Annotated in this window: 22 protein-coding genes and 2 tRNA genes; 10 read left to right on the top strand and 14 right to left on the bottom strand. The window is 50.9% G+C overall.

Features of this window, described 5'->3' with window-relative positions; all coding sequences use genetic code 11:
• Position 1: 1 nt before the first annotated feature.
• Both JK223_RS10615 and orn read right to left on the bottom strand, forming a co-directional pair.
• Positions 2-77: transfer RNA gene (locus tag JK223_RS10615), tRNA-Gly, on the bottom strand.
• A gap of 149 nt (positions 78-226) precedes the next feature.
• Positions 227-775: an oligoribonuclease gene (gene orn, locus JK223_RS10610; RefSeq protein WP_212714160.1), complete on the bottom strand. Its 549-nt coding sequence runs from the start codon at positions 773-775 to the stop codon at positions 227-229.
• Positions 776-876: 101 nt separating this feature from the next.
• Between orn and rsgA the strand changes: the two genes are divergently transcribed.
• From rsgA to mscM, 3 genes are all read left to right on the top strand, one after another.
• On the top strand, positions 877-1,929 hold the full coding sequence (rsgA, locus tag JK223_RS10605) for a small ribosomal subunit biogenesis GTPase RsgA (RefSeq protein WP_212714159.1): 1,053 nt from the start codon (positions 877-879) through the stop codon (positions 1,927-1,929).
• Between the two features lie 90 nt (positions 1,930-2,019).
• Entirely contained in the window at positions 2,020-2,916 is an 897-nt protein-coding gene (gene asd / locus JK223_RS10600) for an archaetidylserine decarboxylase (protein ID WP_212714158.1), read from the top strand.
• Positions 2,917-2,933: 17 nt separating this feature from the next.
• Complete coding sequence (gene mscM / locus JK223_RS10595; RefSeq protein ID WP_212714157.1) at positions 2,934-6,263, top strand: miniconductance mechanosensitive channel MscM; 3,330 nt, start codon at positions 2,934-2,936, stop codon at positions 6,261-6,263.
• 46 nt (positions 6,264-6,309) lie between these two features.
• On the opposite strand, the gene epmA is transcribed toward mscM, so the two are convergent.
• From epmA to efp, 3 genes are all read right to left on the bottom strand, one after another.
• Positions 6,310-7,287 (bottom strand): elongation factor P--(R)-beta-lysine ligase, encoded by a 978-nt coding sequence (gene epmA / locus JK223_RS10590; protein WP_212714156.1) that lies wholly within the window; start codon positions 7,285-7,287, stop codon positions 6,310-6,312.
• A 245-nt stretch (positions 7,288-7,532) separates the two neighbouring features.
• Positions 7,533-7,667, bottom strand: coding sequence for an entericidin A/B family lipoprotein (locus JK223_RS10585; RefSeq protein WP_212714155.1), 135 nt, complete (start codon positions 7,665-7,667; stop codon positions 7,533-7,535).
• Positions 7,668-7,959: 292 nt separating this feature from the next.
• Positions 7,960-8,526: an elongation factor P gene (efp, locus tag JK223_RS10580; RefSeq protein WP_212714154.1), complete on the bottom strand. Its 567-nt coding sequence runs from the start codon at positions 8,524-8,526 to the stop codon at positions 7,960-7,962.
• Positions 8,527-8,568: 42 nt separating this feature from the next.
• Here efp and epmB point away from each other — a divergent pair, with 42 nt between their 5' ends.
• Positions 8,569-9,597, top strand: coding sequence for an EF-P beta-lysylation protein EpmB (gene epmB / locus JK223_RS10575; RefSeq protein ID WP_212714153.1), 1,029 nt, complete (start codon positions 8,569-8,571; stop codon positions 9,595-9,597).
• A gap of 186 nt (positions 9,598-9,783) precedes the next feature.
• On the top strand, positions 9,784-10,209 hold the full coding sequence (locus tag JK223_RS10570) for a DUF1090 domain-containing protein (protein ID WP_212714152.1): 426 nt from the start codon (positions 9,784-9,786) through the stop codon (positions 10,207-10,209).
• Positions 10,210-10,282: 73 nt separating this feature from the next.
• Here JK223_RS10570 and JK223_RS10565 read toward each other — a convergent pair whose 3' ends face one another.
• The 4 genes from JK223_RS10565 to JK223_RS10550 all read right to left on the bottom strand — a co-directional run bounded on the left by JK223_RS10565 (position 10,283) and on the right by JK223_RS10550 (position 13,661).
• Entirely contained in the window at positions 10,283-10,636 is a 354-nt protein-coding gene (locus tag JK223_RS10565) for a DUF4156 domain-containing protein (protein ID WP_212714151.1), read from the bottom strand.
• Between the two features lie 274 nt (positions 10,637-10,910).
• Positions 10,911-12,557 (bottom strand): chaperonin GroEL, encoded by a 1,647-nt coding sequence (gene groL, locus JK223_RS10560; RefSeq protein WP_212714150.1) that lies wholly within the window; start codon positions 12,555-12,557, stop codon positions 10,911-10,913.
• 48 nt (positions 12,558-12,605) lie between these two features.
• Positions 12,606-12,899 (bottom strand): co-chaperone GroES, encoded by a 294-nt coding sequence (locus JK223_RS10555; protein ID WP_025901066.1) that lies wholly within the window; start codon positions 12,897-12,899, stop codon positions 12,606-12,608.
• Positions 12,900-13,196: 297 nt separating this feature from the next.
• A complete protein-coding gene (locus JK223_RS10550; protein WP_212714149.1) occupies positions 13,197-13,661 on the bottom strand; it encodes an FxsA family protein in 465 nt (154 codons plus the stop codon).
• Between the two features lie 371 nt (positions 13,662-14,032).
• Between JK223_RS10550 and aspA the strand changes: the two genes are divergently transcribed.
• From aspA to JK223_RS10525, 5 genes are all read left to right on the top strand, one after another.
• Complete coding sequence (aspA, locus tag JK223_RS10545; protein WP_212714148.1) at positions 14,033-15,466, top strand: aspartate ammonia-lyase; 1,434 nt, start codon at positions 14,033-14,035, stop codon at positions 15,464-15,466.
• A 116-nt stretch (positions 15,467-15,582) separates the two neighbouring features.
• On the top strand, positions 15,583-15,906 hold the full coding sequence (cutA, locus tag JK223_RS10540; protein WP_212714147.1) for a divalent cation tolerance protein CutA: 324 nt from the start codon (positions 15,583-15,585) through the stop codon (positions 15,904-15,906).
• Positions 15,882-17,621, top strand: coding sequence for a protein-disulfide reductase DsbD (locus tag JK223_RS10535; protein ID WP_212714146.1), 1,740 nt, complete (start codon positions 15,882-15,884; stop codon positions 17,619-17,621). Before cutA ends, JK223_RS10535 begins: the two co-directional genes overlap by 25 nt.
• Positions 17,622-17,671: 50 nt before the next feature.
• Entirely contained in the window at positions 17,672-18,235 is a 564-nt protein-coding gene (locus JK223_RS10530; RefSeq protein WP_212714145.1) for a transcriptional regulator, read from the top strand.
• Positions 18,236-18,529: 294 nt separating this feature from the next.
• Positions 18,530-18,605 (top strand) — tRNA-Phe (locus tag JK223_RS10525).
• Between the two features lie 473 nt (positions 18,606-19,078).
• Here the strand turns inward: JK223_RS10525 and JK223_RS10520 are convergent.
• From JK223_RS10520 to JK223_RS10500, 5 genes are read right to left on the bottom strand one after another with little or no spacing between them, the layout of a single operon-like run.
• Positions 19,079-20,398, bottom strand: coding sequence for a PLP-dependent aminotransferase family protein (locus tag JK223_RS10520; RefSeq protein ID WP_212714144.1), 1,320 nt, complete (start codon positions 20,396-20,398; stop codon positions 19,079-19,081).
• Between the two features lie 2 nt (positions 20,399-20,400).
• On the bottom strand, positions 20,401-21,309 hold the full coding sequence (locus JK223_RS10515; protein ID WP_212714143.1) for a phytanoyl-CoA dioxygenase family protein: 909 nt from the start codon (positions 21,307-21,309) through the stop codon (positions 20,401-20,403).
• 30 nt (positions 21,310-21,339) lie between these two features.
• The gene (locus JK223_RS10510) at positions 21,340-21,531 is read right to left on the bottom strand and encodes a tautomerase family protein (RefSeq protein WP_212714142.1); all 192 of its coding nucleotides are present in this window, start codon (positions 21,529-21,531) and stop codon (positions 21,340-21,342) included.
• A 23-nt stretch (positions 21,532-21,554) separates the two neighbouring features.
• Positions 21,555-22,079: a VOC family protein gene (locus JK223_RS10505; protein ID WP_212714141.1), complete on the bottom strand. Its 525-nt coding sequence runs from the start codon at positions 22,077-22,079 to the stop codon at positions 21,555-21,557.
• On the bottom strand, positions 22,076-23,173 hold the full coding sequence (locus tag JK223_RS10500; RefSeq protein ID WP_212714140.1) for an alpha-hydroxy acid oxidase: 1,098 nt from the start codon (positions 23,171-23,173) through the stop codon (positions 22,076-22,078). Before JK223_RS10500 ends, JK223_RS10505 begins: the two co-directional genes overlap by 4 nt.
• Between the last annotated feature and the right edge of the window lie 1,043 nt (positions 23,174-24,216).

The raw sequence follows: 24,216 nt of genomic DNA, 5'->3' as shown, positions 1-24,216 counted from the left end.
CTGGAGCGGGAAACGAGACTCGAACTCGCGACCCCGACCTTGGCAAGGTCGTGCTCTACCAACTGAGCTATTCCCGCGCCGGCAACGACATAAATTCTTCATCGTTACGGGGTGCGAATTATACGAGAATAATTCCGCTACGCAAGCCCCGTTACCAATATTTTTGCAGCTTTTCGTCTGACTGACGATTAAAGCATCATCTTGTTGTCAGATTAGACAATTTTACTTAAAGGCTGAGGAAATTTTCCCGGTAGTAGCGTAATTCGGCTACTGACTCACGAATATCATCCAGTGCCTGGTGCGTTCCTGCTTTACGGAAACCTGGCAGAATTTCCGGTTTCCAGCGGCGGGCCAGCTCTTTTAATGTACTCACATCCAGAGCCCGATAATGGAACCATGCTTCCAGCTCAGGCATATACTTGTAGAGGAAACGGCGGTCCTGACCGATACTGTTCCCGCAGATCGGTGAGGCATTGGCGGGTACCCATTGTTTTAAGAACTCCAGCGTGGCAAGTTCTGCTGCACGGTCGTCGTACTGGCTCTGTTTAACCCGGTCCACCAGGCCGCTGCCGGTATGGGTACGAACATTCCAGTCATCCATCAGAGACAGTTGTTCGGCGGACTGGTGAACCGCAATCACTGGCCCTTCGGCAAGAATATTCAGGTCCGCATCGGTCACCAGCGTTGCGATTTCTATGATCCGATCCCTTTCCGGGTCCAGGCCAGTCATTTCGAGGTCAATCCAAATCAGATTGTTTTCACTTGCAGTTGCCATACACTCTCTCACCGTTGCTAAAATCGTCTATTGATGACTAATAATGGTATCATAGACGTTTTGTCCCGCCGGGCGAAGTCTGGCAAATCATGAGAGGAAGTGTGAGCAAAAATAAACTGTCAAAAGGTCAGCAGCGTCGTGTTAATGCTAACCATCAGCGACGCCTGAAAACACGACCGGAAAAAGCAGAGCCTGATGACAGCCTCTTTGGCGAGCCGGAAGAAGGTATTGTGATCAGCCGCTTTGGTATGCATGCCGATGTGGAAGACAGCACGGGGAATATTTTGCGGTGTAATATCCGCCGGACGATCCGTTCGCTGGTAACCGGTGACCGTGTGGTCTGGCGCGCCCCGCAGAGTGGCGCCGGGAAAGGCATTGTCGAAGCCGTTCACGAAAGAACATCGATGCTGACCCGCCCCGATTATTACGACGGTCTGAAGCCGATTGCCGCTAACATTAATCAGATTGTCATTGTGTCCGCAATTTTACCGGAGTTGTCGCTGAATATTATCGACCGCTATCTGGTGGCCTGCGAAACACTGGGAATAGCGCCACTGCTGGTGCTGAATAAGACCGATCTGCTGGATGATGCTGCGCGGGCCTTTGTGGACGAACAAATGGATATCTACCGCAGGATCGGCTATCCGGTATTAATGGTATCAAGCCACGAACGTCAGGGGCTGGCCCCTCTGGAGCAGGCACTGACTGACAGGATCAGTATTTTTGCCGGCCAGTCAGGGGTGGGTAAATCCAGCCTGCTTAACCGGCTGTTAGGGCTGGATGCGGCCAGTGAAGAGGAAATTCTGACCAACGATGTGTCAGATAACTCCGGTCTGGGCCAGCACACCACCACCGCCGCCCGGTTGTATCACTTCCCGCATGGCGGAGATGTGATCGACTCCCCGGGGGTCAGGGAGTTTGGTCTCTGGCATCTGGAACCGGAACAAATTACCCGCGGATTTGTCGAATTTGCGGACTATCTTGGTCACTGTAAATTCCGCGACTGCAAACATGATAACGATCCGGGGTGTGCAATACGTCAGGCCGTAGAAGACGGCAGGATTGACGAAGTACGTTTCGAAAGTTACCACCGTATTCTGGAAAGCATGGCACAGGTCAAAGTCCGGAAAAACTTTTCTGTCAGTGAGGACTAACTGACATACTGGCGGGATCGCCAATTTACCAGGGTCGCCTGAGTTGCGCCCGTTTTTTATCTCTATCTCGTGATAATGCCAGGAGGCAACATGCTCGAAAAATTCAAACTTGGCATCAATGCAGTTTTACCGAAAAAAGCGTTAACAGAACTGGCGGGCTGGGCTGCCAGCCGTCGCGGGGGCTGGCTGACCCGCTCGGTGATAGATCTGTTTGTCTGGTACTACAAAGTGGATATGTCTGAAGCGGTGAAGAAAGAAACGTCGGCCTACCCGACTTTTAACGACTTCTTCGTTCGTCCGTTAAAAGAGGGTGCCCGCCCGATAGATAATGATCCTAATCTGCTGATTCAGCCCGCAGACGGGGCCGTGAGTCAGGCCGGACGTATCGAAGAAAATCAGATCTTTCAGGCCAAAGGTCACCAGTACACCCTGGAGGCGTTACTCGCCGGGGATGAGCGCCGTGCCGCAGACTTTTACAACGGACAGTTTGTAACCACTTACCTGGCTCCGCGTGATTATCACCGTGTGCATATGCCGTGTAATGGTATCCTGCGCGAAATGGTCTACGTGCCGGGAGACCTGTACTCAGTGAATCCGCTGACTGCGCGTAATATCCCCAACCTGTTTGCCCGTAACGAACGCGTAATCTGCTACTTTGATACCGATTTCGGACCGATGGTCCAGATACTGGTCGGAGCGACCATTGTCGGCAGTATCGAAACGGTCTGGGCCGGCACCATTACGCCACCTCGCGAAGGGGTGATCAAGCGCTGGCACTACCCTGCCGCTGAGACGGATGGTGCAGTGGTACTGCTGAAAGGTGACGAAATGGGCCGTTTCAAACTCGGTTCCACGGTCATAAACCTGTTTGCAAAAAATAAAGTCATGCTGAGTGAATCTCTGGAAGCTGAAGCAAAAACCCGTCTGGGTCAGCCTCTGGCCAGTATCTTCTCTGACACTCCGTCAGTCAGTCCTGTCACTGAGTAAGCCCGGAGAACGATGACGTGCGCGTGATTGTGGCTTTACTGCTGAGCCTCGGGCTCAGCTTCTCACTGTATGCGGCCACGCCTCCGGATGCCGCACAGATAAAACAGGCGCTGGAAACGGCTAAGAGCAGTAAAGCCAGCCCGGCGCAGGCAGAACTGGTTCAGACGTTACAGACTGCCCTGGATTTTATCGATCAGCGTAACGCATCGATCGAACAGGCACGTCAGTATCAGTCTGTTATCGATAATTTCCCGAAATTATCCCGGGAATTACAGCAGCAAATTGTGTCGGTGGCGGATACCCCGAAAACGGTCAATCCGTCACTGAGCAGCAATGAGCTGGAGCAGGAGATTTTACGGGTCAGCAGTCAGTTACTGGAAGAAGGCCGTCAGGCCCAGCAGGAACAGGACAGGGTCCGTGAAATCAGTGATTCCATCACGCAATTACCCCAGCAGCAAACCGAGGCCAGACGGGCACTGACTGACAGCGATCGCCGTCTGCAAAGTCTTTCCGCCTCCGCCACCGCCCGTGGACAGGCCAGTGCCTGGGCACGGGAAACCGGCAACGCCGCCAGCAAGGCCCGCGTCAATGAACTGGAACTGGCTCAGCTGTCCGCGAGCAACCGCCAGGAACTGGCGCGCTTACGGGCTGAGTTACACCAGAAGACCATGACTCAGCTGGACAATTATCTGCAGGCACTGAGAAACCAGCTCAACACCCTGCGTCAGCAGGAAGCGCAACAGGCTCTGGAGCGTACCGAGCAACTGGCTGAAAACAGTGGCGAACTCCCGCCCGGTATCAGTGAACAGTTCCGTATCAACCGCGATCTTTCCAACGATTTGAATCAGCAGGCTCAGCGGATGGATCTGGTGGCTTCCCAGCAACGGCTTGCCGCCGGACAGACCTTGCAGGTCAGACAGGCGCTCAGCACACTGCGTGAGCAATCCCAATGGCTTGGTGAATCTAATCTGCTGGGAGAAGCACTACGTGCTCAGGTTGCCCGCCTGCCGGAAGTGCCGAAACAGCAGCAGATTGACAGTGAAATGGGTGAACTGCGGGTGCAGCGACTGCATTATGAAGATCTGCTGAGCAGACAAGGCAGTTTGCACTCACTGACTCAGGAGGATGGCACTCCCCTGACCGCCAGTCAGATACGTATTCTGGATGCGCAGCTACGTACTCAGCGTGAATTACTCGGTTCGCTGATCTCCGGCTGTGATTCGCTGATTCTGGAGATCACCAAACTTAAAGTGGCTAATACCCAGCTGCAGGATGCGCTGGATGACGTAAAAGATGCCACCCACCGCTATCTGTTCTGGACGGCGGATGTTGGCCCAATCACCTTCCATTACCCGCTACAGGTCGTCCAGGATCTGTCACGCCTGATTTCTCTGGATACCTTCGGACAGCTGGGTAAAGCCAGTATTATGATGTTTACCAGCAGAGAGACGATTATCCCGATCCTGGGGGCATTCTTCCTGGTCGTCATCAGTATCAGTTCACGCCGTCACTACCAGGCTTTCCTCGAGCGTTCGGCCGGCAAGGTCGGCAAAGTGACCCTGGATAAGTTCAGCCTTACCGTGCGCACCGTCTTCTGGTCGATTCTGGTGGCCCTTCCTCTGCCGGTGTTATGGGCGGCCCTCGGCTATGGGTTGCAGAATGCCTGGCCCTATCCTATCGCCGTGGCGATTGGCGACGGAGTCACCGCGACCCTGCCGGTATTATGGGCATTTATGATCAGTGCCGCCTTTGCCAGACCGCATGGGCTGTTTATTACGCACTTCCGCTGGCCGCAGGCCAGTGTCGCCAAAGCGATGCGCTACTACTCCCTGACGGTGGGAGTCATTGTGCCGCTTATTATGGTATTGATTACCTTTGATAACCTTGAAGACCGACAGTTTTCTGCATCGCTGGGCAGACTGTGCTTCATTCTTATCTGTATCTCTCTGACCGTCGTGACAAATGCCCTGAAACGGGCCGGCCTGCCGTTATATTTCGATCGTCAGGGCAACAGTAACAACATGACCAATACCATTCTCTGGGATGTGATGATGGCAATCCCTCTGATTGCTGCGCTTGCGTCCTGTATCGGCTATCTGGCGACGGCGCAGGCCCTGCTGGCACGCCTGGAGAGCTCGCTGGCCATCTGGTTTGTGCTGTTAGTGATTTATCATATTATACGTCGCTGGATGCTTATCCAGCGACGCAGAATTGAGTTTGACCGCGCACGTCAGAAACGCGCAGATATGCTTGCCAGCCGGGCCCGTAGCGGTGAAGAGGAAAAAGAACATAGCGGCTTCAGTACCGAGTCTTATGAAGTTGAAGAGCCCGTCATCGACCTCGATACCATCAGTGCCCAGTCTCTGCGGCTGGTGCGCTCCTTACTGACGCTGGTTGCTTTGGTATCACTGATCTTACTGTGGTCAGAGCTGCATTCTGCCTTCGCATTTCTGGAAAATATTCCGTTATGGGATGCCTCTTCGACGAGCGGGGAAAATATCCAGCCGGTAACTCTCGGCGCGGTGCTGATCGCTATTCTGGTACTGATTATCACCCTGCAACTGGTCAGAAATATGCCTGCCCTGCTGGAACTGGCCTTATTACAGCATCTGAGTCTGGCACCAGGCACAGGATATGCGATAACCACCTTAACCAAATATGTCCTGATGATTATCGGGGTAATGACGGCCTTCTCAATGCTGGGCATTGACTGGGCTAAACTGCAATGGCTGGTCGCCGCACTGGGCGTCGGATTGGGCTTCGGGTTACAGGAGATCTTCGCAAACTTTATTTCCGGCCTGATCATTCTGTTCGAAAAACCGATACGTATCGGGGATACGGTGACTATTCGTGAGCTGACCGGCACGATTTCAAAAATCAATACCCGCGCCACCACCATTACAGACTGGGACCGTAAAGAAATTATTGTGCCAAATAAGGCGTTTATCACCGAACAGTTTGTTAACTGGTCACTTTCTGATGCTGTCACCCGTGTCGTACTGACCATCCCGGCCCCGGCACATATCAACAGTGAACTGGTCACCGGGGTCCTGAAGCAAGCGGCAGATCGCTGCAGCTACGTGCTGAAAACCCCGCTGCCTGAAGCTTTCCTGGTGGATCTGCAGCAAGGTATTCAGCTCTTCGAATTACGGATTTACGCCGCAGAAATGGGCCATCGGATGCCGCTACGTCATGAGCTCCATCAGCTGATACTGAAAGGCTTCAAAGATAATAATATCGAAATGCCTTTCCCGCCTTTCCAGGTCCGTATGGAGAAAGTCAGCACGCCATTACCGGGCGCGCAGGGTACGCCGCAGGCGAAAGTTTATAAGTCCGGAGGGCTGTAAGAAAGGTGGCTCTGTGCGGCCCTGTACCGCACAGGGCCGGGCAGGATCAGCAGCGTTCGACAGGGAAAGCAATCACATCACTCAGAGAGTCGGCTTTTAACGCCAGCATAATCAGACGATCGATGCCTAACGCGACCCCGGAGCAATCAGGCAGACCATGCTCCAGTGCTGCCAGCAGTAACTGATCGATAGGCTGTTCAGGTAATCCTTTTTCTGCACGACGACGATTATCCTGTTCAAAGCGCTGACGCTGCTCTCTGGCATCGGTCAGTTCACGGAAGCCATTCGCGAGCTCAATTCCGCGGTAGTAAACCTCAAAGCGCTCCGCAACCCGATGATCTTCGGTGCTGATTTCTGCCAGCGAAGCCTGAGACGCTGGGAAGTGATAGACAAAAGCAGGTCTCTCCTGACCAATTTTAGGCTCCACACCCAGCATAAACAGCAGTTGCAGCAAAGTGTCGCGATCATCCTCGGATGCGGCTAAATCCCCCACCCCCAGTGTCGCGGCCACGGCAACCAGTGCCTCTTTTTCTGCGGTCAGGGGGTCGATATTCAGGCAACGTAAAAATGCCTGCTGATAAGATAATGTCTCCGCTTCACCACATTCCAGGATCTGTTGCAGCAGATCATCAACTTCGTTGATTAACCGGTACATATCATAATGCGGCCGGTACCATTCCAGCATGGTGAACTCAGGATTATGGTGTCGTCCTGCTTCTTCATTACGGAAACTGCGATTCATCTGGTAAATCGGACCGCTACCGGCAGCGAGCAGGCGTTTCATATGATACTCAGGGCTGGTCATTAACCATAAATCCAGCCCCTGAGACGCGCCCGGCCCGACAAACCGTGTTTTGAACGGCACAAGATGGATATCGGTGACGGTTGCCTGGCTCATCGCAGGAGTATCTACTTCAAGGACACCACGATCTGCAAAAAAACGCCGGATATCTGCCACTATCGCCGCACGTTTCAGTAGATTGGCAATCGGTGCACTCGGCTGCCAGTGTGTGGTTTCGTTCATTGTCGTACTCCCAGGATGACAAAAGTGGTGCAGTCTACATGCAACATCACCGACAAACAATGACGTCATGCAGGGACAATACTGTCCTTAAGGCAGAGGATAATTTTTGTTGTCCGTGTCGGTTACCCTGTCCGGCAGAAAAAGATACGAAGTTTCAACGGGGAAGCAGGCATGGCGGGCCAGGAGAATACAGGACAGGGAGACAGCCAACAGACTCATCCCCCTGAATAAAGGCGAGTGGCAGGTTACTGTGCTGTACGCTGAATGGCCTTCCCTCCAGCCTCAACATCTTCACCGACACCGCGGGTGGTATTACAGGCTGTCAGAACGGTAGAAAGCACAATTATCGGGATAAGAGCTAACACGCTTTTATATCGCATAGGGAGGTCCTCATCAAAGTCACGGCACCAGGGAGACAACACTGTAAGCATAGTCGTTTATTTGATAGTGCAGCAGGCCGGACAGTGAAGAAGCTCACATAATTAACTGATTAGCTTGCCACGCAGGAGAGGACATGGCCGGGGTGCGAAATATCGTCGCCAAAACCACGACAGGCATTACATCCGCCAGGAAGTGACGTGACCGCGCACGGGATAAAGACGGGGAGCAGACGGTTTTGCACCATCACACTCTTTGAGGGCACCCCCCGGGGAAGGAGGTGCCTGATATCACTTACTTCACGCGTGAAACGTATTCACCGGAACGGGTATCAACTTTGATGACTTCGCCAATCTGAACGAACAACGGAACTTTAACCACAGCGCCAGTGCTCAGAGTTGCTGGTTTACCACCGGTACCGGCGGTATCACCTTTCAGACCCGGGTCAGTTTCGGTGATTTCAGCTTCAATGAAGTTTGGAGGAGTGATCGCAATCGGGTTACCGTTCCATAAAGTGACGATACATTCCGCCTGGTCCTGCAGCCATTTCGCAGTATCACCGACCGCCTTCTCGTCAGCCGCCAGCTGTTCAAAGGTGTTGTTATTCATGAAATGCCAGAACTCACCGTCGTTGTACAGGTAAGTCAGAGTCACATCAACAACATCCGCACCTTCAGCAGAGTCGGTAGACTTGAAGGTCTTCTCGATCAGCTTGCCGGTCAGCAGGCGACGCATTTTAACGCGTGCGAATGCCTGCCCTTTTCCTGGTTTTACGAACTCACTGGCTTCAATGGCGTAAGGCTCGCCATCAATCATAATTTTAAGACCGTTACGAAAATCGTTGCTAGAATATGTTGCCATGAAGGCCCTCGACAAATATGGATACTGGACAAAGCCAAAAAAATGGCAAACATTGTAACCCTAAATACCCCCTCCAGAGAAGATTGGTTGCAACAACTTACGGAAGTTGTCACCGAACCTGATGAATTACTGAAGCTTTTAGATCTGGAGCATCTGCCGGCATTACAGGCCGGAGCCGGCGCACGCCGGTTATTTGCCCTGCGCGTCCCGCGGGCATTTATCCGTAAAATGGAAAAAGGCAATCCACAGGACCCGCTGCTGCTGCAGGTGATCACCCAACAGGAAGAGTTTATTTCCACGCCAGGCTACAGTACCGACCCGCTGGAAGAACAGCAAAGTGCTGTGCCGGGGTTGCTGCATAAGTACCGTAACCGTGCGTTATTACTGGTAAAAGGAGGCTGTGCGGTGAACTGTCGCTATTGCTTCCGCCGGCATTTCCCTTACCAGGATAATCAGGGAAATAAACGGAACTGGCAGGCCGCCCTCGACTATATTCGCCAGCATCCCGAACTGGATGAAATTATCTTTTCCGGCGGGGATCCGTTGATGGCAAAAGACCATGAACTGGACTGGCTGATCAGTGAGCTTGAGGCTATCCCTCATATTCTCCGGTTGCGTATCCATAGCCGGTTACCGGTCGTGATCCCGGACAGGATCACTCCGGGATTATGTCAGCGGTTATCCCTGTCGCGGTTACAGGTCATTATGGTAACTCACATCAACCACGCCAATGAGATTGACGCGGACTTAACGGAAGCGATGGCCAGGCTGAAACGTGCCGGGGTTCTGCTGCTCAATCAGGGGGTGCTGCTGAAAGGGATTAATGATAACGCAGCCACCCTTGCCGCCCTTAGTAATGCACTGTTTAACGCAGGGATCCTGCCCTATTATTTGCATGTGCTGGATAAAGTGCAGGGAGCGGCTCATTTCTACGTGTCTGATGAGGAAGCCCGAAAAATTATGCGCGAGCTGCTGGCGATGATCTCCGGCTATCTGGTACCGAAACTGGCCCGCGAAATTGGCGGTGAGCCCAGTAAGACCCCCCTCGATTTACAGCTCCGGCAGGACTGAGATAATCACTCGCTGATCAGGTTCAGCATGACTGGCAGTGAAAGGATTCAGGATACTGCCCGGCACGCCACATGGGGAGTGCGTGTACTGCGTGTTTCAGCAGTCCAGCCCCCCGGAGGCGTACCGGGCATTCAGGGTAGCTTTCTATGAGTCATCCGGGCACAGCCCGATCTACAAGGAGCTTTTATGAAAAGAGTCATGACCGTACTGAGCCTGTCAGTTCTCTCATTACTGACAATGAATGCGTTAGCCGCTGAAACCTGTAACGACAAACGCGTTGCGATTGAAAAAGAGATAGGATACGCGCGCCAGCACAATAATCCCGGCAAACTGGCGGGATTAGAAAAGGCATTAGATCAGGTGAATCGCCATTGCTCTCCGGAATCGGTTCGCCAGGATATCCATGCACAGATCGAAAAGCTGCAGAAAAAGCAGTCTGAAAAGCAGGATGATCTCAAACAGGCAGAACAGAAATTACAGCAGGCGATCAGCCGGGGTAATAAAGATAAGATCAGGAAATATCAGGATAAAGTGGCTGAGAAAAAACAGGATCTCCGCACCCTTAACCGCCAGCTGGACCAAAGCCGTACTGACTTATCGGCACTGAAATAAGCCTTCTCCCGCAGGCAGAGCCTGATAGCTCTGCCTGATCCTTTGGCTTCTGTCCGGAGACCTCAGGAAGGGATTAAGGGCATTTGTAGATCTGACCCGACATTTTCGTCGCCAGAGGGACAAAATTAGAGATCACTGAAAGGCCCGGTGTGCTGGCACCATAGATAACGTTACCGCCCATTGCCGCCGCTCTGTTACGGAGATCGTTCGCGGCACCCCGCATAGAACTCCCTCCTTCCGTTCCCTGATTCGATAACCAGTTACTTTGTTCACCGGTTAAGGTGCCCAGGAACTGACACTGCGCGGCAGGTTGTTCATCAACAAACCGCACATCCTGGCCGCCTGATGTCAATTGATTACCGGCAGTACTGCATCCCGTCAGTATTGCAGCCGCAAAAAAGAGTGCCGCAGAGATTTGTAAACGCATTATTCTTCCTCATTATTATTCATCATGCCAGTCACCGCTCAGGTGGCAACTATCTGTCCGAAGAGAGTGAAATATAATCTGCAAAGACATATTACACCATAGCATCGGCTAAATTAAAAAACCTGGCGGCAGATGCGCTCTGCCGGAAGTGTTTCCATCCCCAGGATTTCTCTTCGTATTTACTGTCTGCAGACTAAAAAAAAACCCGGCTCCTTAGAGCCGGGTCTGCAGACTACGAGCAAACGGCAGAGGTTAATCCTGCCGTCCGGGGGAATTACATCATTCCGCCCATTCCGCCCATGCCACCCATACCGCCGGCAGCACCTAAGTCAGCTTTTTCTTCTTTTGGCAGGTCAGTCACCATACATTCGGTGGTGATCATCAGACCAGCAACAGATGCAGCGAACTGCAGCGCTGAACGGGTGACTTTGGTTGGGTCCAGGATACCGAAGTCGATCATGTTGCCGTATTCTTCAGTCGCAGCGTTGTAACCAAAGTTACCTTCACCGTGTTTCACTTTATCAGCGATAACTGATGGCTCTTCACCGGCGTTGGCGACGATCTGACGCAGAGGAGCTTCCATCGCACGCAGTGCAACACGGATACCTACGTTCTGGTCTTCGTTCTGCCCGGTCAGGTCAGCGATCTGTGCAGCTACACGTACCAGAGCCACACCACCACCAGCAACAACGCCTTCTTCTACAGCAGCACGGGTCGCGTGCAGCGCATCTTCAACGCGTGCTTTTTTCTCTTTCATTTCAACTTCAGTCGCGGCTCCGACTTTCAGTACGGCAACACCGCCTGCCAGTTTAGCCACACGTTCCTGAAGTTTTTCTTTATCGTAGTCAGAAGTGGCTTCTTCGATCTGCTGACGGATCTGGGAAACACGACCGCCGATAGCGGTTTCTTCGCCTACACCATCGATAATGGTGGTGGTATCTTTATTGATAACAACACGCTTAGCCTGACCCATGTCTTCCAGGACAGCTTTTTCCAGTTCCATACCGATTTCTTCGGAGATAACAGTACCTCCGGTCAGGATAGCGATATCCTGCAGCATGGCTTTACGACGGTCACCAAAACCAGGGGCTTTAACCGCAGCCACTTTCACGATACCACGCATGGTGTTAACCACCAGCGTTGCCAGTGCTTCACCTTCGACATCTTCAGCGATGATCAGCAGAGGCTTACCGGCTTTAGCAACGGCTTCCAGTACCGGCAGCAGTTCACGGATGTTAGAGATTTTCTTATCAGCTAACAGGATGAACGGGCTTTCCAGTTCAACGGCACCGGTTTCCGGCTTGTTGATGAAGTAAGGAGACAGGTAACCACGGTCGAACTGCATACCTTCAACCACGTCCAGTTCGTCCTGCAGACCGGTACCTTCTTCAACGGTGATAACGCCTTCTTTACCCACTTTTTCCATCGCCTGTGCGATCAGGGTACCGACGCTTTCATCAGAGTTTGCAGAGATAGTCCCTACCTGAGCAACCGCTTTAGAATCTGAACAAGGCACAGACAGCGCTTTCAGTTTTTCGACGGCAGAGATAACTGCTTTATCGATACCGCGCTTCAGGTCCATCGGGTTCATACCCGCGGCAACAGCTTTCAGACCTTCATTAACGATAGCCTGAGCCAGAACGGTCGCAGTGGTTGTGCCATCACCGGCAGCATCGTTTGCTTTAGAGGCAACTTCTTTTACCATCTGCGCACCCATGTTCTCGAACTTATCTTCCAGTTCGATTTCGCGGGCAACAGAAACACCGTCTTTAGTGATAGTCGGTGCACCAAAAGATTTATCCAGGACCACGTTACGGCCTTTCGGGCCCAGGGTAACTTTTACTGCATCTGCCAGTACGTTAACACCGCGCAGCATTTTTACGCGCGCGTCATTACCAAATTTTACGTCTTTAGCTGCCATTTGAGATTTCCCTTAAATTTATTTAAGTTAGTGGAATGGGTTGCCCGGTTACTCAGTAACAACGGCCAGGATATCGTTTTCTGAAATGATCAGGACTTCCTGATTATCAATCTTCTCAGTTTTAGCGCCGTAGCCTTCGTTAAAAATGACAACATCACCCACTTTCACATCCAAAGGTTTCACTTCACCGCTTTCAAGGATGCGGCCATTGCCTACGGCCAGAACTTCACCACGCGTAGATTTACCCGCAGCAGAACCGGTCAGAACGATGCCGCCAGCAGATTTAGCTTCTACTTCTTTACGCTTGACGATAACGCGATCATGCAATGGACGAATAGTCATTTGATAGCTCTCCTTCGAAATGCTCAGTCACAGGTTGTTTAGGGTTGAATACCGGCCCGGGGGCATCGGCTTCGTGCATTCAGAGATAAGGCCTTAAAGGAGGGCTTTCAAGTGGTAAAAAAAAATATTTTTTATTTTGTCGGCAGTCGCCACATTCCGGGTGTACAGCAGCAGGATATCCGGATTTTCAGCCAGTTACATAAAACAAAACACTGAGCAGAGGGCGGAAAACGAAAGAAGATGTAAGGGGGTGGATACGGGGGCTATTCAGACACACAGCCCCCTGCTTTCCGGGACTTAACGGGGGTGAGAGGATGAATCGTCTTTATGTTCGATAACGTCGTACTCTTTACGCTCAAATTCCCCTTCCATGGTAAAGCCATTCGGTTCAGCAGTTCCGCCACGTCTGACCTTCAGGTAAGGCATTAGCTTCAGGGTCAGATGCTTTTGTACCGGAGGCAATAACAGCAGCAGACCGAGGAAGTCAGTAAAAAAGCCAGGCAGAACTAACAGGATACCGGCAATCAGCAACGAAACACTTTTCGTCATTTCAGCCGCCGGATTTTCCTGCCGCAACATTTTTTCCTGTAATAGTCTGAAATTCTTCATCCCCTGATGCTTCACCAGCGAAATACCGATAGCGGAAGTAAAAATCACCAGTACCATGGTCATTAACACGCCCACCACGTGAGCGACCTGAATAAATAATGAAATTTCAATCCAGGCGAGTAAGAAAAAAGCAATAAACGGTAACCAGCGCACGGCGGTCTCCTGTCAGTTGGCCTCCTGCTCCCGGGCAGGACGACGAAAATAGATAACATCACAAAGATGGAATAATGAAGATGGGTATAATAAAAAGTGATTTCAACCAGCAGGCAGAAATTCGTTATAACTAACCCCTGATTCTGCCGGAACGTCATTAACGTTAAAGTTTGCGTCTAATGCAGAACATTTTTTTGCCACCATGTAAAAAATAAGTGACCTGTGTTGCTTATTTATAACATAAACCGGATATGATCGTGCAGCACGGATCATATACGGATAAAATTCCGGGACCAGGCACTCTTAACACACACGATCACGTCACCTGTGTTCATTGCCTCCGGCAAGACAGTCACTCTAAGAAGGTTACCATGGTTAACAACATTCGTATCGAAGAAGACCTGCTCGGCATGCGTGAAGTTCCTGCGGATGCTTATTACGGAATTCATACGCTACGGGCGATAGAAAATTTTTATATCAGCAGCAGTAAAATCAGTGACATCCCCGAGTTTGTTCGCGGAATGGTGATGGTGAAAAAAGCCGCGGCCCTGGCCAACAAAGAGCTGCAAACCATTCCACGCCACATTGCCGACCACATTATCCAGGCCTGTGATGAGGTCCTGAATAACGGAACCTGTATGGATCAGTTCCCTGTCGATGTCTATCAGGGAGGGGCCGGGACCTCGGTGAATATGAATACGAATGAGGTACTGGCGAATATCGGCCTTGAGCTGATGGGGCATAATAAAGGGGAATATCAGTATCTTAACCCTAATGACCACGTCAATATGTGTCAGTCAACCAACGATGCCTATCCGACCGGATTTCGTATTGCCGTCTACAACTCTGTGCTGAAACTGGTCGATGCCATTAACGCACTGGCTGACGGCTTTCAACGTAAAGCGATTGAATTTAAAAGTATCCTGAAAATGGGGCGCACGCAGCTTCAGGATGCCGTTCCGATGACCCTCGGTCAGGAATTTAATGCCTTCAGTATTCTGCTGAAAGAAGAAACCCGCAGCATTCTGCGTACCGCTGAACTGCTGCTTGAGGTTAACCTCGGGGCGACCGCTATCGGGACCCGGCTGAATACCCCGGACGGCTATCAGCCGCTGGCAGTAAAGTATCTGGCCCAGGTCAGTCGCCTGCCGGTCGTTGCCGCTGAAGATCTGATTGAAGCGACCTCCGACTGTGGCGCTTACGTGATGGTACATTCCTCCCTTAAGCGGCTGGCGGTTAAAATGTCGAAGATCTGTAATGATCTGCGTCTGCTCTCTTCCGGCCCCCGCGCGGGATTAAACGAAATTAACCTGCCACAGCTTCAGGCCGGTTCTTCCATTATGCCCGCCAAGGTCAACCCGGTAGTCCCTGAAGTCGTCAACCAGGTCTGTTTTAAAGTCATTGGTAATGATATTACCGTCACGATGGCGGCAGAAGCCGGGCAATTGCAGCTCAACGTGATGGAACCGGTGATTGGACAGGCACTGTTTGAATCGGTCTCTATCCTCAGTAATGCCTGCTTTAATCTGCTGGAAAAATGTGTCGGCGGGATCACCGCAAACCAGCAAATTTGTGAATCCTATGTCTTTAACTCTATCGGGATCGTGACCTACCTGAACCCGTATATCGGCCACCATAATGGCGATATCGTCGGTAAAATCTGTGCTGAAACGGGTAAAAGTGTCCGGGAAGTCGTTCTGGAACGGGGACTGCTCAGCGAAGCCCAGCTGGATGATATTTTCTCGGTTGAAAACCTGATGCATCCGGTTTACAAAGCAAAACGCTATACCGAAGATAGCGAGTAATACTATCAGGGCCTGCACAGGCCCTGTCTTTTCCCTGCCCGTGCCATTCTGTGGCTACGCGGTTCTGTACTGATGAAAAATAGTGCTATCATGCCTGACCGTTTCAGGAGTGAGTCATGAAAACATCAGACGCTGTCATTGTGTTATGCACCACACCCGATAAAGCTTCCGCAACCACTCTGGCTGAATGCGCTATCCGTAGCCAGTTGGCGGCCTGCGTGAATATCCTCCCCGGGATGACATCTTATTATCTCTGGCAGGATAAGCTTGAATGCGCCGAAGAGTGCCAGCTTATCCTGAAAAGTAATACCGAACATCAACACGCCTTACTGTCACTGCTCAAACAGGCTCATCCCTATGATGTCCCTGAATTGCTGGTGATCCCTGTCCAACACGGAGAGAATGAGTACCTGTCATGGTTGCACGCATCGCTCGCCTGATTGTTCTGGCACTGACATTATTCAGTCTGCAAACTCAGGCTTCATTATTCAGTGGCCCCGCCACATCCCCCCATTTTGTGACGGTGGATCAGGCCTTCGGTTTCGACTTCAGTCAGAACGGCAATCAGTTACTGCTGAAATGGAACATCAAACCCGGGTACTATCTTTATCAGCAAAAAATCACTCTGACCGCCAGCCAGGCCGGTATCACTCATATCGCGATGCCCGCCGGTCAGCCCCACGAAGATGAATTTTTTGGTAAAAGCCAGATTTACACTCAGGATCTCCGGGTGCCGGTTTCACTGCATGATATCGGGCCTGCAGCCAGCCTGACCGTCAGTTACCAGGGATGTGCGGCGGCAGGATTCTGTTATCCTCCGGAAACCCGGAATGTCCCGCTCTCTCAGACCAGCCCTTCCGGTGCCGTCGCCACGACAGTTACGCCAGCCGTCACGGCCGGCACACTGAGTGAACCGGCCCGACAGGCAACACATCTGCCTTTTTCCCCCCTCTGGGCGCTGCTGATTGGTATCGGCGTGGCCTTTACTCCCTGTGTCCTCCCTATGTATCCGCTGATCTCGGCGATTATTCTGGGGGACCGGCGTACTATTCGCAGCTCACGTATCTTTCTGCTGGCGTTTATTTACGTCCAGGGGATGGCGCTGACCTATACGCTGATGGGCATGGTCGTGGCGGCCGCGGGTTTACGTTTTCAGGCCGCCCTGCAAAGCCCTGCAGTTTTGCTGACGCTGGCCGGGGTTTTTATCCTGCTGGCGCTCTCCATGTTCGGGGCGTTTACACTGCAATTGCCGTCCGCGTTACAAACCCGGCTCACTCTGTGGAGCAACCGGCAAAAAAGCGGCTCGCTGGCCGGGGTCTTTCTGATGGGAGCGGTGGCTGGATTAATCTGCTCCCCCTGCACCACGGCGCCGCTGAGTGCCATCCTGCTCTATATTGCCCAAAGCGGTAATCTGCTGGCCGGCGGTGGAACGCTCTATCTGTACGCTCTGGGGATGGGCCTGCCGCTTATACTGGTCACACTGTTCGGCAACCGGTTACTGCCGAAAAGTGGTCCCTGGATGCAGGCCGTCAAAGAGGGGTTCGGGTTTGTCATCCTGGCACTGCCGGTGTTTCTTATTGAACGTGTGGCTGGGGATTTATGGGGACTGCGTCTCTGGAGTCTGCTCGCTGTCGCATTTTGTGGCTGGGCCTTTAGTCTGAGCCTCAAAAGTCACAAGAAGGGTATGCGTGTCCTGCAGATAGTCTGGTTAGGGGTGGCGATAATCGCCGCACGTCCGCTTCAGGACTGGGTATTCCCTTCTGCATCGCCGGGGGCCCTGAGCGCAGACAGCCGTGAACTGCCTTTCGACGATGTCAGCACGATTGCCCGACTCGACCAGCGTCTGCAGCAGTCTCAGGGGAAGATCACTATGGTGGATCTCTATGCTGACTGGTGTGTAGCCTGTAAAGAGTTTGCCAAATATACCTTCACTGCCCCGGAGGTCGCGCAGCGCCTGACACAGTATCAACTGCTGCGGGCCAATGTGACGGCTAACAGCGCACAGGATAATGCCCTGCTCAGCCATCTGAAAGTGCTGGGGCTGCCCACATTGCTCTTTTTCGATGCCGAAGGTCAGGAAATCCCGGGCTCACGCGTCACCGGATATATGAATGGCCGGGAGTTCGCGGCGCATTTACAAAAACTTCAACCCTGATTACTCTGACGATACCGGCACAAGCCGGTATCGCTTTTTTGGAGGTTCGTGTGTCACCGGAAAACATATCTGAACAGGTATTACATTTGCTCGAACAGCAGGGCTTCGCTGCCGCAGGGACTCTGAAGCAGCAACTGAGTGAACGCGGGATAACAGTCGGGGATACCGATGAGGAGCAGCTGATGCGCGATGCCCTCGCATTCCACGGGCAGCAAATTAGCGGGTGGCGTCAGAGCATCCGCCAGGACAGTTCACTGACCACCGGCCAAAAAATACTTAAGCGTTACGATCTGTTATCAGAACACGTCCAGCGCGGTCGCTTCCCGGGATGCCTGTTTATTGCGGCTTGCAGTGCTTTTCCTGCGCCGCACCATCCTATCCATCAGGAGGCCGAAAAACAAAAACAGGCATCATGGCAGTATACGCATCAGTACCTTTTGTCCCTGGAAACCGATAACCCGACCATGGTCACCGACCAGCTGGAACTGATACTGGAGGGTTGTCTGAGCAAACTTCTGGTGAAACGAAATTTACAGGACATCGCCATCGCCCGCCGTCTGGCTGAGGATATTTTGCAGGTCGCGCTGTGCCGTAAAAACGGCGCGCTGGGATAACAGCGTAACCGGCAGAAGCTAATGGTAGCCAGCCCCTGCCCCGGCTGACGTTGATGAGATGATCTTTTCAGGCAGCTCATCGCTGAAAGACAGCAAGCGTTGACGCCGTATCAACGCGATGACCGGCCGGGCATAAATTGATAGCGGTAACGGGTGAGCAGACCCGCGACCCGGCGTAAAAAACAGCAATCCTGTGCATTTTGTCTATTAAGCAGACAGTCAGTGCCTTTTTCTGTGTTTGTCAGGTAAAAAGAGTTGACGTCTCAGGGCCATTACGGTTTAATGCGCCCCGTTGCCCGAATAGCTCAGTCGGTAGAGCAGGGGATTGAAAATCCCCGTGTCCTTGGTTCGATTCCGAGTTCGGGCACCACTCTTTCTAAGGCCTCGCTGAAAAGCGGGGCTTTTTCGTTTCTGCCCTTCGCTATGCGGGCGGATAACGCCCCTTTTGACGCCAGCTCCCTGTTGTCCTTTTCTGCGGTATCGGCCCCTGCGCCGGTGATATCGCTCTCTGCCTGATTTTCTTTGCCAGACATCTCCCTGCTGACATACCTTATCAGCAACCTCAGCGAGCATGACCCGGATCATCGCTGCCCACGCCCGGTACATTGCGTGACGACACAGCGGATAAGCCGTAATCGATGCCGGTGCCAGCCACCCTCTGTACGACGATCAGCTTATCCTCGTGAGACTGCGGCACCGCACACCTGGCGATGCCAAAACATGACCGGTAATATCCGTGACTCTTCACACCTGAATGAAATTCACATCTGAAATTCATACCCGAAATTTGTGTCTGAATGAGAAAACCCTCATGACCGGATTACGCCGGGTTAATAGTTTCATTCACTGGTGTTGCTGCAAGGCAACTTCACTGATCACGAATTCTTTGAAACGTTTAATCCCTTGCTGAATCTCTTCTCCACTCAACAGGCTCGAGGAAAGCCGCAGAGAACGTTCTCCGCCCTTTTCAAGGTAGAAGTCCTGCATCGGGGTCCATAAGATGCCAAACCTTTGCGCACTGCGCTCAAGAGCTGCAGCATTAGCCAAAAATGGCACATTCACCACCGTAAAAAATCCCCCGTCAGGCAGATTCCAGTTCACTTCACGGGAAAGGTCAGAAGCATCAGAAAAATTGTCATGCAGCGCCTTCGCTAAGGTCAAAAGATTATCACTGTAACGTTTAATGTTGCGGCGATTACGCGTCGTCAGTCTGCAATCGGATTGAAGTAACATGCCGCCGATGACTGCCTGCGCTATGGGGGGAGTGTTAACTGTCAGCATACTTTTAACGGAAGAGAATACATCGCTGATACGCTTGCCACCGGCAAAACCTTCGACGTGCTGATCTGCATATAAATAGCCGATACGGGCCCCCGGAAAACAGGTTTTAGAAAAAGACCCGACATAAATGACTCGTTTTTCACTATCCAGCGATTTCAGGGTGGCAACGGTGGCAGAGCCTTCACGGGCAAATAAACCATAGGGATTATCTTCTAAAATATATAACTTATGCTCACTGACATAGCGTAATAGTGCCAGCCTTGCTTCCAGCGACAGACAGACGCCTGAGGGGTTGGCATACCCCGGCACCAGATAAAGCAGAACCGGATTTAACCCCTCTTTTCGGGCAGACTCGCAGGCTTCTGCTACGCTCTTCACCTCCAGGGTACCATGAGTTTCTTTCACGGGGACGATAGTAATATCCAGGAGTCTGGCTGCCCCCACAATACCCACATAACAGGGTTCCGGTACCAGCACAACATCCCGCGTTGAAGTACAGAACACTCGCAGGGTAATTAACATAGCTTCCTGTGCACCTACCGTGACCACAATATCATCCGGATCCGCAATTATCCCTTCATCGTTCGCTAAATGCCGGGCAATAAGCGGTTGGATAATCCCGCTGGTTTTACCATACTGAAATAAAACGCGCGCAATTTCACGCTCGCTGTAATTCAACTTCCGGCGAAGATAATCAATATAAGTCTCAAGATACTGACTGAGTAATTCATGATTGAAATCATCCTCAAGAGGCCGCCCTGGTGCAAACGATATAGCCTCCGGGTACCTACCGCAGATCTCATTTAAAAAACTCATGGCCAGCAGTGAATCATGATGCAGTGCATCAAATAATTGATAATGCTTAATGGAGGAATCCCGCATGATTACTCCTTCCAGATTGTCGGGCAAAATTCCGGATCGGCATAATCCGGACGGCCATGACTATCTTTTGCAACGACAAAATCATGGTTGTAACTATTCAGATCCCCATCTGCGTTATAGGATTCCACCCAGTGGTTATCTCCGGGTTGTAAGTGTAATGAAATAGCCCGCCGGGGATACTCCGCCAGGTTAGCCCCGCTGCCATGATAAATTCTGCAATGGTGAAAACTCATCTGTCCTTTTTTGATATTCATAGGGATTTTTTTAATCTGAGCATGATTATGTTCGGCATTCGCCCGCAGGATCTCTTCAAGTTCAGCAATTTCCCTCTTCGCAAAATGGTTATTCACACTACTGTCATGGGGGAGTTCTTCCCATAAATGGCTACCGTCAATCATAGTGATGGTGCCATTTTCCTCAGTACAATCATGGAAAGTGATAAATGCCGTGAGCATCTCTGAAGATGAGCTTGTGCTCCAGTAATGTTTATCGAAATGCCACGGAACAATGTTACTCAGTTCCTGCGCATTAGCCGGTTTGTAGATCATCGTACTTTGATATATACGAATCTCTTTACTACCCGAAAGTTTTGCTGCAACCGCACCTATCAGTGGCTTTTTTAATATTCTGCCGATACTGTGACTTTCATAAGCAATATAGTCATGGTGACGTTGCACATCGCCATCTTTTTTCTCCCAGTAAGCCAGGTTGCCCGGGCGTGAAGGAAGCAACCTGTCCGGTCCCCGTCGATAAAAATAATCACTCGCATTTTTCAGTTGTGTGATTTCCTCTTCGGTCAATAGCGGCTTACTGATATACCATCCATGTTTTTTATAATGCTTTACCTCTTCATCCGTGGGTAATAGCGATATTTCTTCTTCAGTGAGCACATAGACATTCCGGATCATCATCTCCCTCCGACATGAGTCGCCCGACAGGCATTATTTCTTGTGATTATCTGCGGCGAGGAACCCACCTTTAGCCCAGTTTTCATGGCTCGCTTCGGAAAAAAATATTTGCACCGCCTCCGGGGGGATGTCATAGACCGAGACAAAAACCGCGGTGAGTTCTTTCGCTAATCTTCTTTTTAAATCAACTGAACGGGGTGACTGCTGAATAGTAATCACAGGCATAATATTTCCCTCCTGAATAGCGTTTAAAAAGTATCGTTATCTTCCAGCTGTTTAAATAAATCTGAGACATTTTGTTCTGAAAAACCGTCTGTCGTTTCATTTCTTTCAATAAATTCCAGCATCACGCCTGATTCCGGACAACGCTGAGTGAAGCGCTGGGTTAATCCGGGTCCTTTTATAATTTTCGTATTAAAACGTAAGCCGTTATTTTCCAGTGACTCACATACGGCTTCACAATTTTCGACTTCAATCGCGATATGCTGTGCCCCGGGACCAAATTCGTTGATAAAACGGGTTATTTGGGAGTTTTCATCGGTTCCCTGTAGCAGCACAAACTTCACCGGCCCCGCCATCATTACCGCAGAAACCATTCCGCTCTCACTTCCCTTTGTGGTCATACGTTCAGTCAGTTCAAACCCCAGGTCAGTATAAAAAATAATACTCTTCTCCAGTTCACGGACGGCAATGGCAACATGATCAATTTTACGTGCATATCCAGCGATCCCCTGTGGAATATTACCGGGAATGACATTTTCAGAGTTATTCATTGATTAAACTCTCCCTGCCTGGGGTTAAGAAAAATATGAGGTGCCAGCCACAGATAATCACGATTGATATCCTTCAGTGCCGGACATCCACAGATATGCATGGTTCGTTGTAAATCATCCATCAGCTGACTCAGAAGTTCCTGTACTCCTTGCTGACCATAAGCACTAAGTGCCCAAAGAACCGGCCGTCCGATAGCGACAGCATCAGCCCCTAAGGCCAGAGCCTTAAAAATATCCACACCCGTGGCGATACTTCCGTCGATGATTAACGGCACTCGCTGCTGAATAATTTCTGCTACTGCTGGTAAGGTGGTAAAAGGCGACAGGTGATAATCTAATTGCCGTCCGCCATGGTTTGAAAGATAGAGTGCGTCTATTCCGTATTCGAGAGCTAACGCGGCATCCTCAGGGTGTATGATACCCTTCAGCACCAAAGGTAAGGCAGTATGGTCTCTTACCCATTGAATATCGCGCCAGCATAGAGAGGGATCGAGTGTACCTGCAACAAACCCCGCAAGTTGTGAAGGCTCATCCCCGACAGAAGGATAACGATGGGGAAGAAAATTATTCTTCCTGTCACGTAATCTGTTTCCCATGACAGGCATATCGACGGTTAATACGAATGCAGAGGCACCTGAACTCTCCGCTTGCCGTATTTTTTCCAGTGTTTTCTCTCTGTCCTGCTGAATATACAGTTGTTGCCACAGGATTGCGTGTGTTTCACAGGCAACGTCAGTGACTGAAAAGTCACTCATGCTGCTAAGAATATAAGGAATAGTGAGCGCCGCACTGGCCCGTGCTGTCGCTAACTCTCCCTCAGGATGGGCCAGGGTATGATGGGCCGTGGGAGCGATAAAAATCGGCGCCGGAAGTGGGGTATGCCCGGTCAGCGCTGAGAAGGTATGACTTGAAATATCAGGTTTCTGCACCCCTCGTAATATACGTGAGATCAACTTAATTGCGCTTAAAGCGTCGGAGTTAGCTTGTTTTCCTGCTTCGTCACCTGCTGCGCCGGTGAAAAAATCGTAAACATCGGCGGTGAGTTTTCTTTGTGCAACCCCTTCCCACTCTCTGACACTCACCGGAAAGCGCATAACCCCTCCTTAAGCAACTCAAGTTTTACATACACAATACACATTGTTTACAAATGATCAATAATTAACCACAGGTAATCTTCCGGGGAATTGTTTATGTGTGTTTTTTAATTTTTTACCTGCGCCGTCCTCACTGTCACTGCTCTATACGACAGAGAGTCTATTGATCATTTTGTGATACGCCCTCTACGCCAGAAAAAATCTTCTGTGACGAATGGCAATACGTTATACGTCAGGGAGCGTTATACGCCAGGGAGCATAGACAGAGCATCCTGAATCCCCGGGGGCGCTGCGGACACCCGTGGGGTAAGTGGGGCAGGATAAGCAACCGTCCGCCCTTCACTGGTCTCTCCGCAGGAGCATGGTACTGAGGCGTTCCCCTGCCAGGCTCCTTACCCGGCCCCGTCTGTCGGCCGGATAGTGATCCGCGCGGGCCAGGCAGGCGATAAATGACCGCGTCACATACGGTTTTTCGGGCTTCCGTTTTGTACAACAGTCGTGAATTCCCCCGGTCTTATTATTCAGTAAGTAATTCTGGTATCTGTTATTAATATTTATCAATCTTCCTTCCTTTTCCGGGATATTCGCCAGTATGACGTTCAGGAAAAAATAAGACTCTCAGGTCTGAAGTTACGGTTCAACCGCCATAGCAACCTGTTATTATGCGATGTCATCACGCTCTGTCTGCTGAAAGTCCCCTATCGCCTTCGTTCTGTTATCTCCTGACCGGAACGTATTATTCTTACGATTAACCTCCGATCAATATTAAATAAAACTACATAGCCAGCTTAATATTTCCGATGACATCATTTATCTGCCATCAGATAAGAGTTGTCTTAATTTCCGGAATAAAACCGGCGGGAGGAGGGAGTGTCATGTCTTTATTTACTGTTTGAAAAAATCCGAATAAGCGACTGTTTTACAAAAGTAAAAAATTATTTCCGGATTTATAAAAACATTAAATCATCGTTTTCACCTATCAATAAAACTATTTCTAATCAGACAGCCTGCATAAAAAGAGAATATGACTGGCTTTTAATAGC

The sequence above is a fragment of the Tatumella sp. JGM118 genome (assembly GCF_018257515.1).
Taxonomy (GTDB): Bacteria; Pseudomonadota; Gammaproteobacteria; order Enterobacterales; family Enterobacteriaceae; genus Tatumella; species Tatumella terrea.
Note: the sequence above shows the minus strand (reverse complement) of the source record. Positions and strands in the feature narration are given on the sequence as shown.

What these genes read in the sequence shown, in the direction of transcription:
- orn (WP_212714160.1), bottom strand. Translation starts at nt 775, where the DNA reads ATGGCAACTGCAAGTGAAAACAATCTGATTTGGATTGACCTCGAAATG.
- asd (WP_212714158.1), top strand. Translation starts at nt 2,020, where the DNA reads ATGCTCGAAAAATTCAAACTTGGCATCAATGCAGTTTTACCGAAAAAA.
- epmA (WP_212714156.1), bottom strand. Translation starts at nt 7,287, where the DNA reads ATGAACGAAACCACACACTGGCAGCCGAGTGCACCGATTGCCAATCTA.
- JK223_RS10585 (WP_212714155.1), bottom strand. Translation starts at nt 7,667, where the DNA reads ATGCGATATAAAAGCGTGTTAGCTCTTATCCCGATAATTGTGCTTTCT.
- efp (WP_212714154.1), bottom strand. Translation starts at nt 8,526, where the DNA reads ATGGCAACATATTCTAGCAACGATTTTCGTAACGGTCTTAAAATTATG.
- epmB (WP_212714153.1), top strand. Translation starts at nt 8,569, where the DNA reads ATGGCAAACATTGTAACCCTAAATACCCCCTCCAGAGAAGATTGGTTG.
- JK223_RS10570 (WP_212714152.1), top strand. Translation starts at nt 9,784, where the DNA reads ATGAAAAGAGTCATGACCGTACTGAGCCTGTCAGTTCTCTCATTACTG.
- JK223_RS10565 (WP_212714151.1), bottom strand. Translation starts at nt 10,636, where the DNA reads ATGCGTTTACAAATCTCTGCGGCACTCTTTTTTGCGGCTGCAATACTG.
- groL (WP_212714150.1), bottom strand. Translation starts at nt 12,557, where the DNA reads ATGGCAGCTAAAGACGTAAAATTTGGTAATGACGCGCGCGTAAAAATG.
- JK223_RS10555 (WP_025901066.1), bottom strand. Translation starts at nt 12,899, where the DNA reads ATGACTATTCGTCCATTGCATGATCGCGTTATCGTCAAGCGTAAAGAA.
- aspA (WP_212714148.1), top strand. Translation starts at nt 14,033, where the DNA reads ATGGTTAACAACATTCGTATCGAAGAAGACCTGCTCGGCATGCGTGAA.
- cutA (WP_212714147.1), top strand. Translation starts at nt 15,583, where the DNA reads ATGAAAACATCAGACGCTGTCATTGTGTTATGCACCACACCCGATAAA.
- JK223_RS10535 (WP_212714146.1), top strand. Translation starts at nt 15,882, where the DNA reads ATGGTTGCACGCATCGCTCGCCTGATTGTTCTGGCACTGACATTATTC.
- JK223_RS10520 (WP_212714144.1), bottom strand. Translation starts at nt 20,398, where the DNA reads ATGCGGGATTCCTCCATTAAGCATTATCAATTATTTGATGCACTGCAT.
- JK223_RS10515 (WP_212714143.1), bottom strand. Translation starts at nt 21,309, where the DNA reads ATGATGATCCGGAATGTCTATGTGCTCACTGAAGAAGAAATATCGCTA.
- JK223_RS10510 (WP_212714142.1), bottom strand. Translation starts at nt 21,531, where the DNA reads ATGCCTGTGATTACTATTCAGCAGTCACCCCGTTCAGTTGATTTAAAA.
- JK223_RS10505 (WP_212714141.1), bottom strand. Translation starts at nt 22,079, where the DNA reads ATGAATAACTCTGAAAATGTCATTCCCGGTAATATTCCACAGGGGATC.
- JK223_RS10500 (WP_212714140.1), bottom strand. Translation starts at nt 23,173, where the DNA reads ATGCGCTTTCCGGTGAGTGTCAGAGAGTGGGAAGGGGTTGCACAAAGA.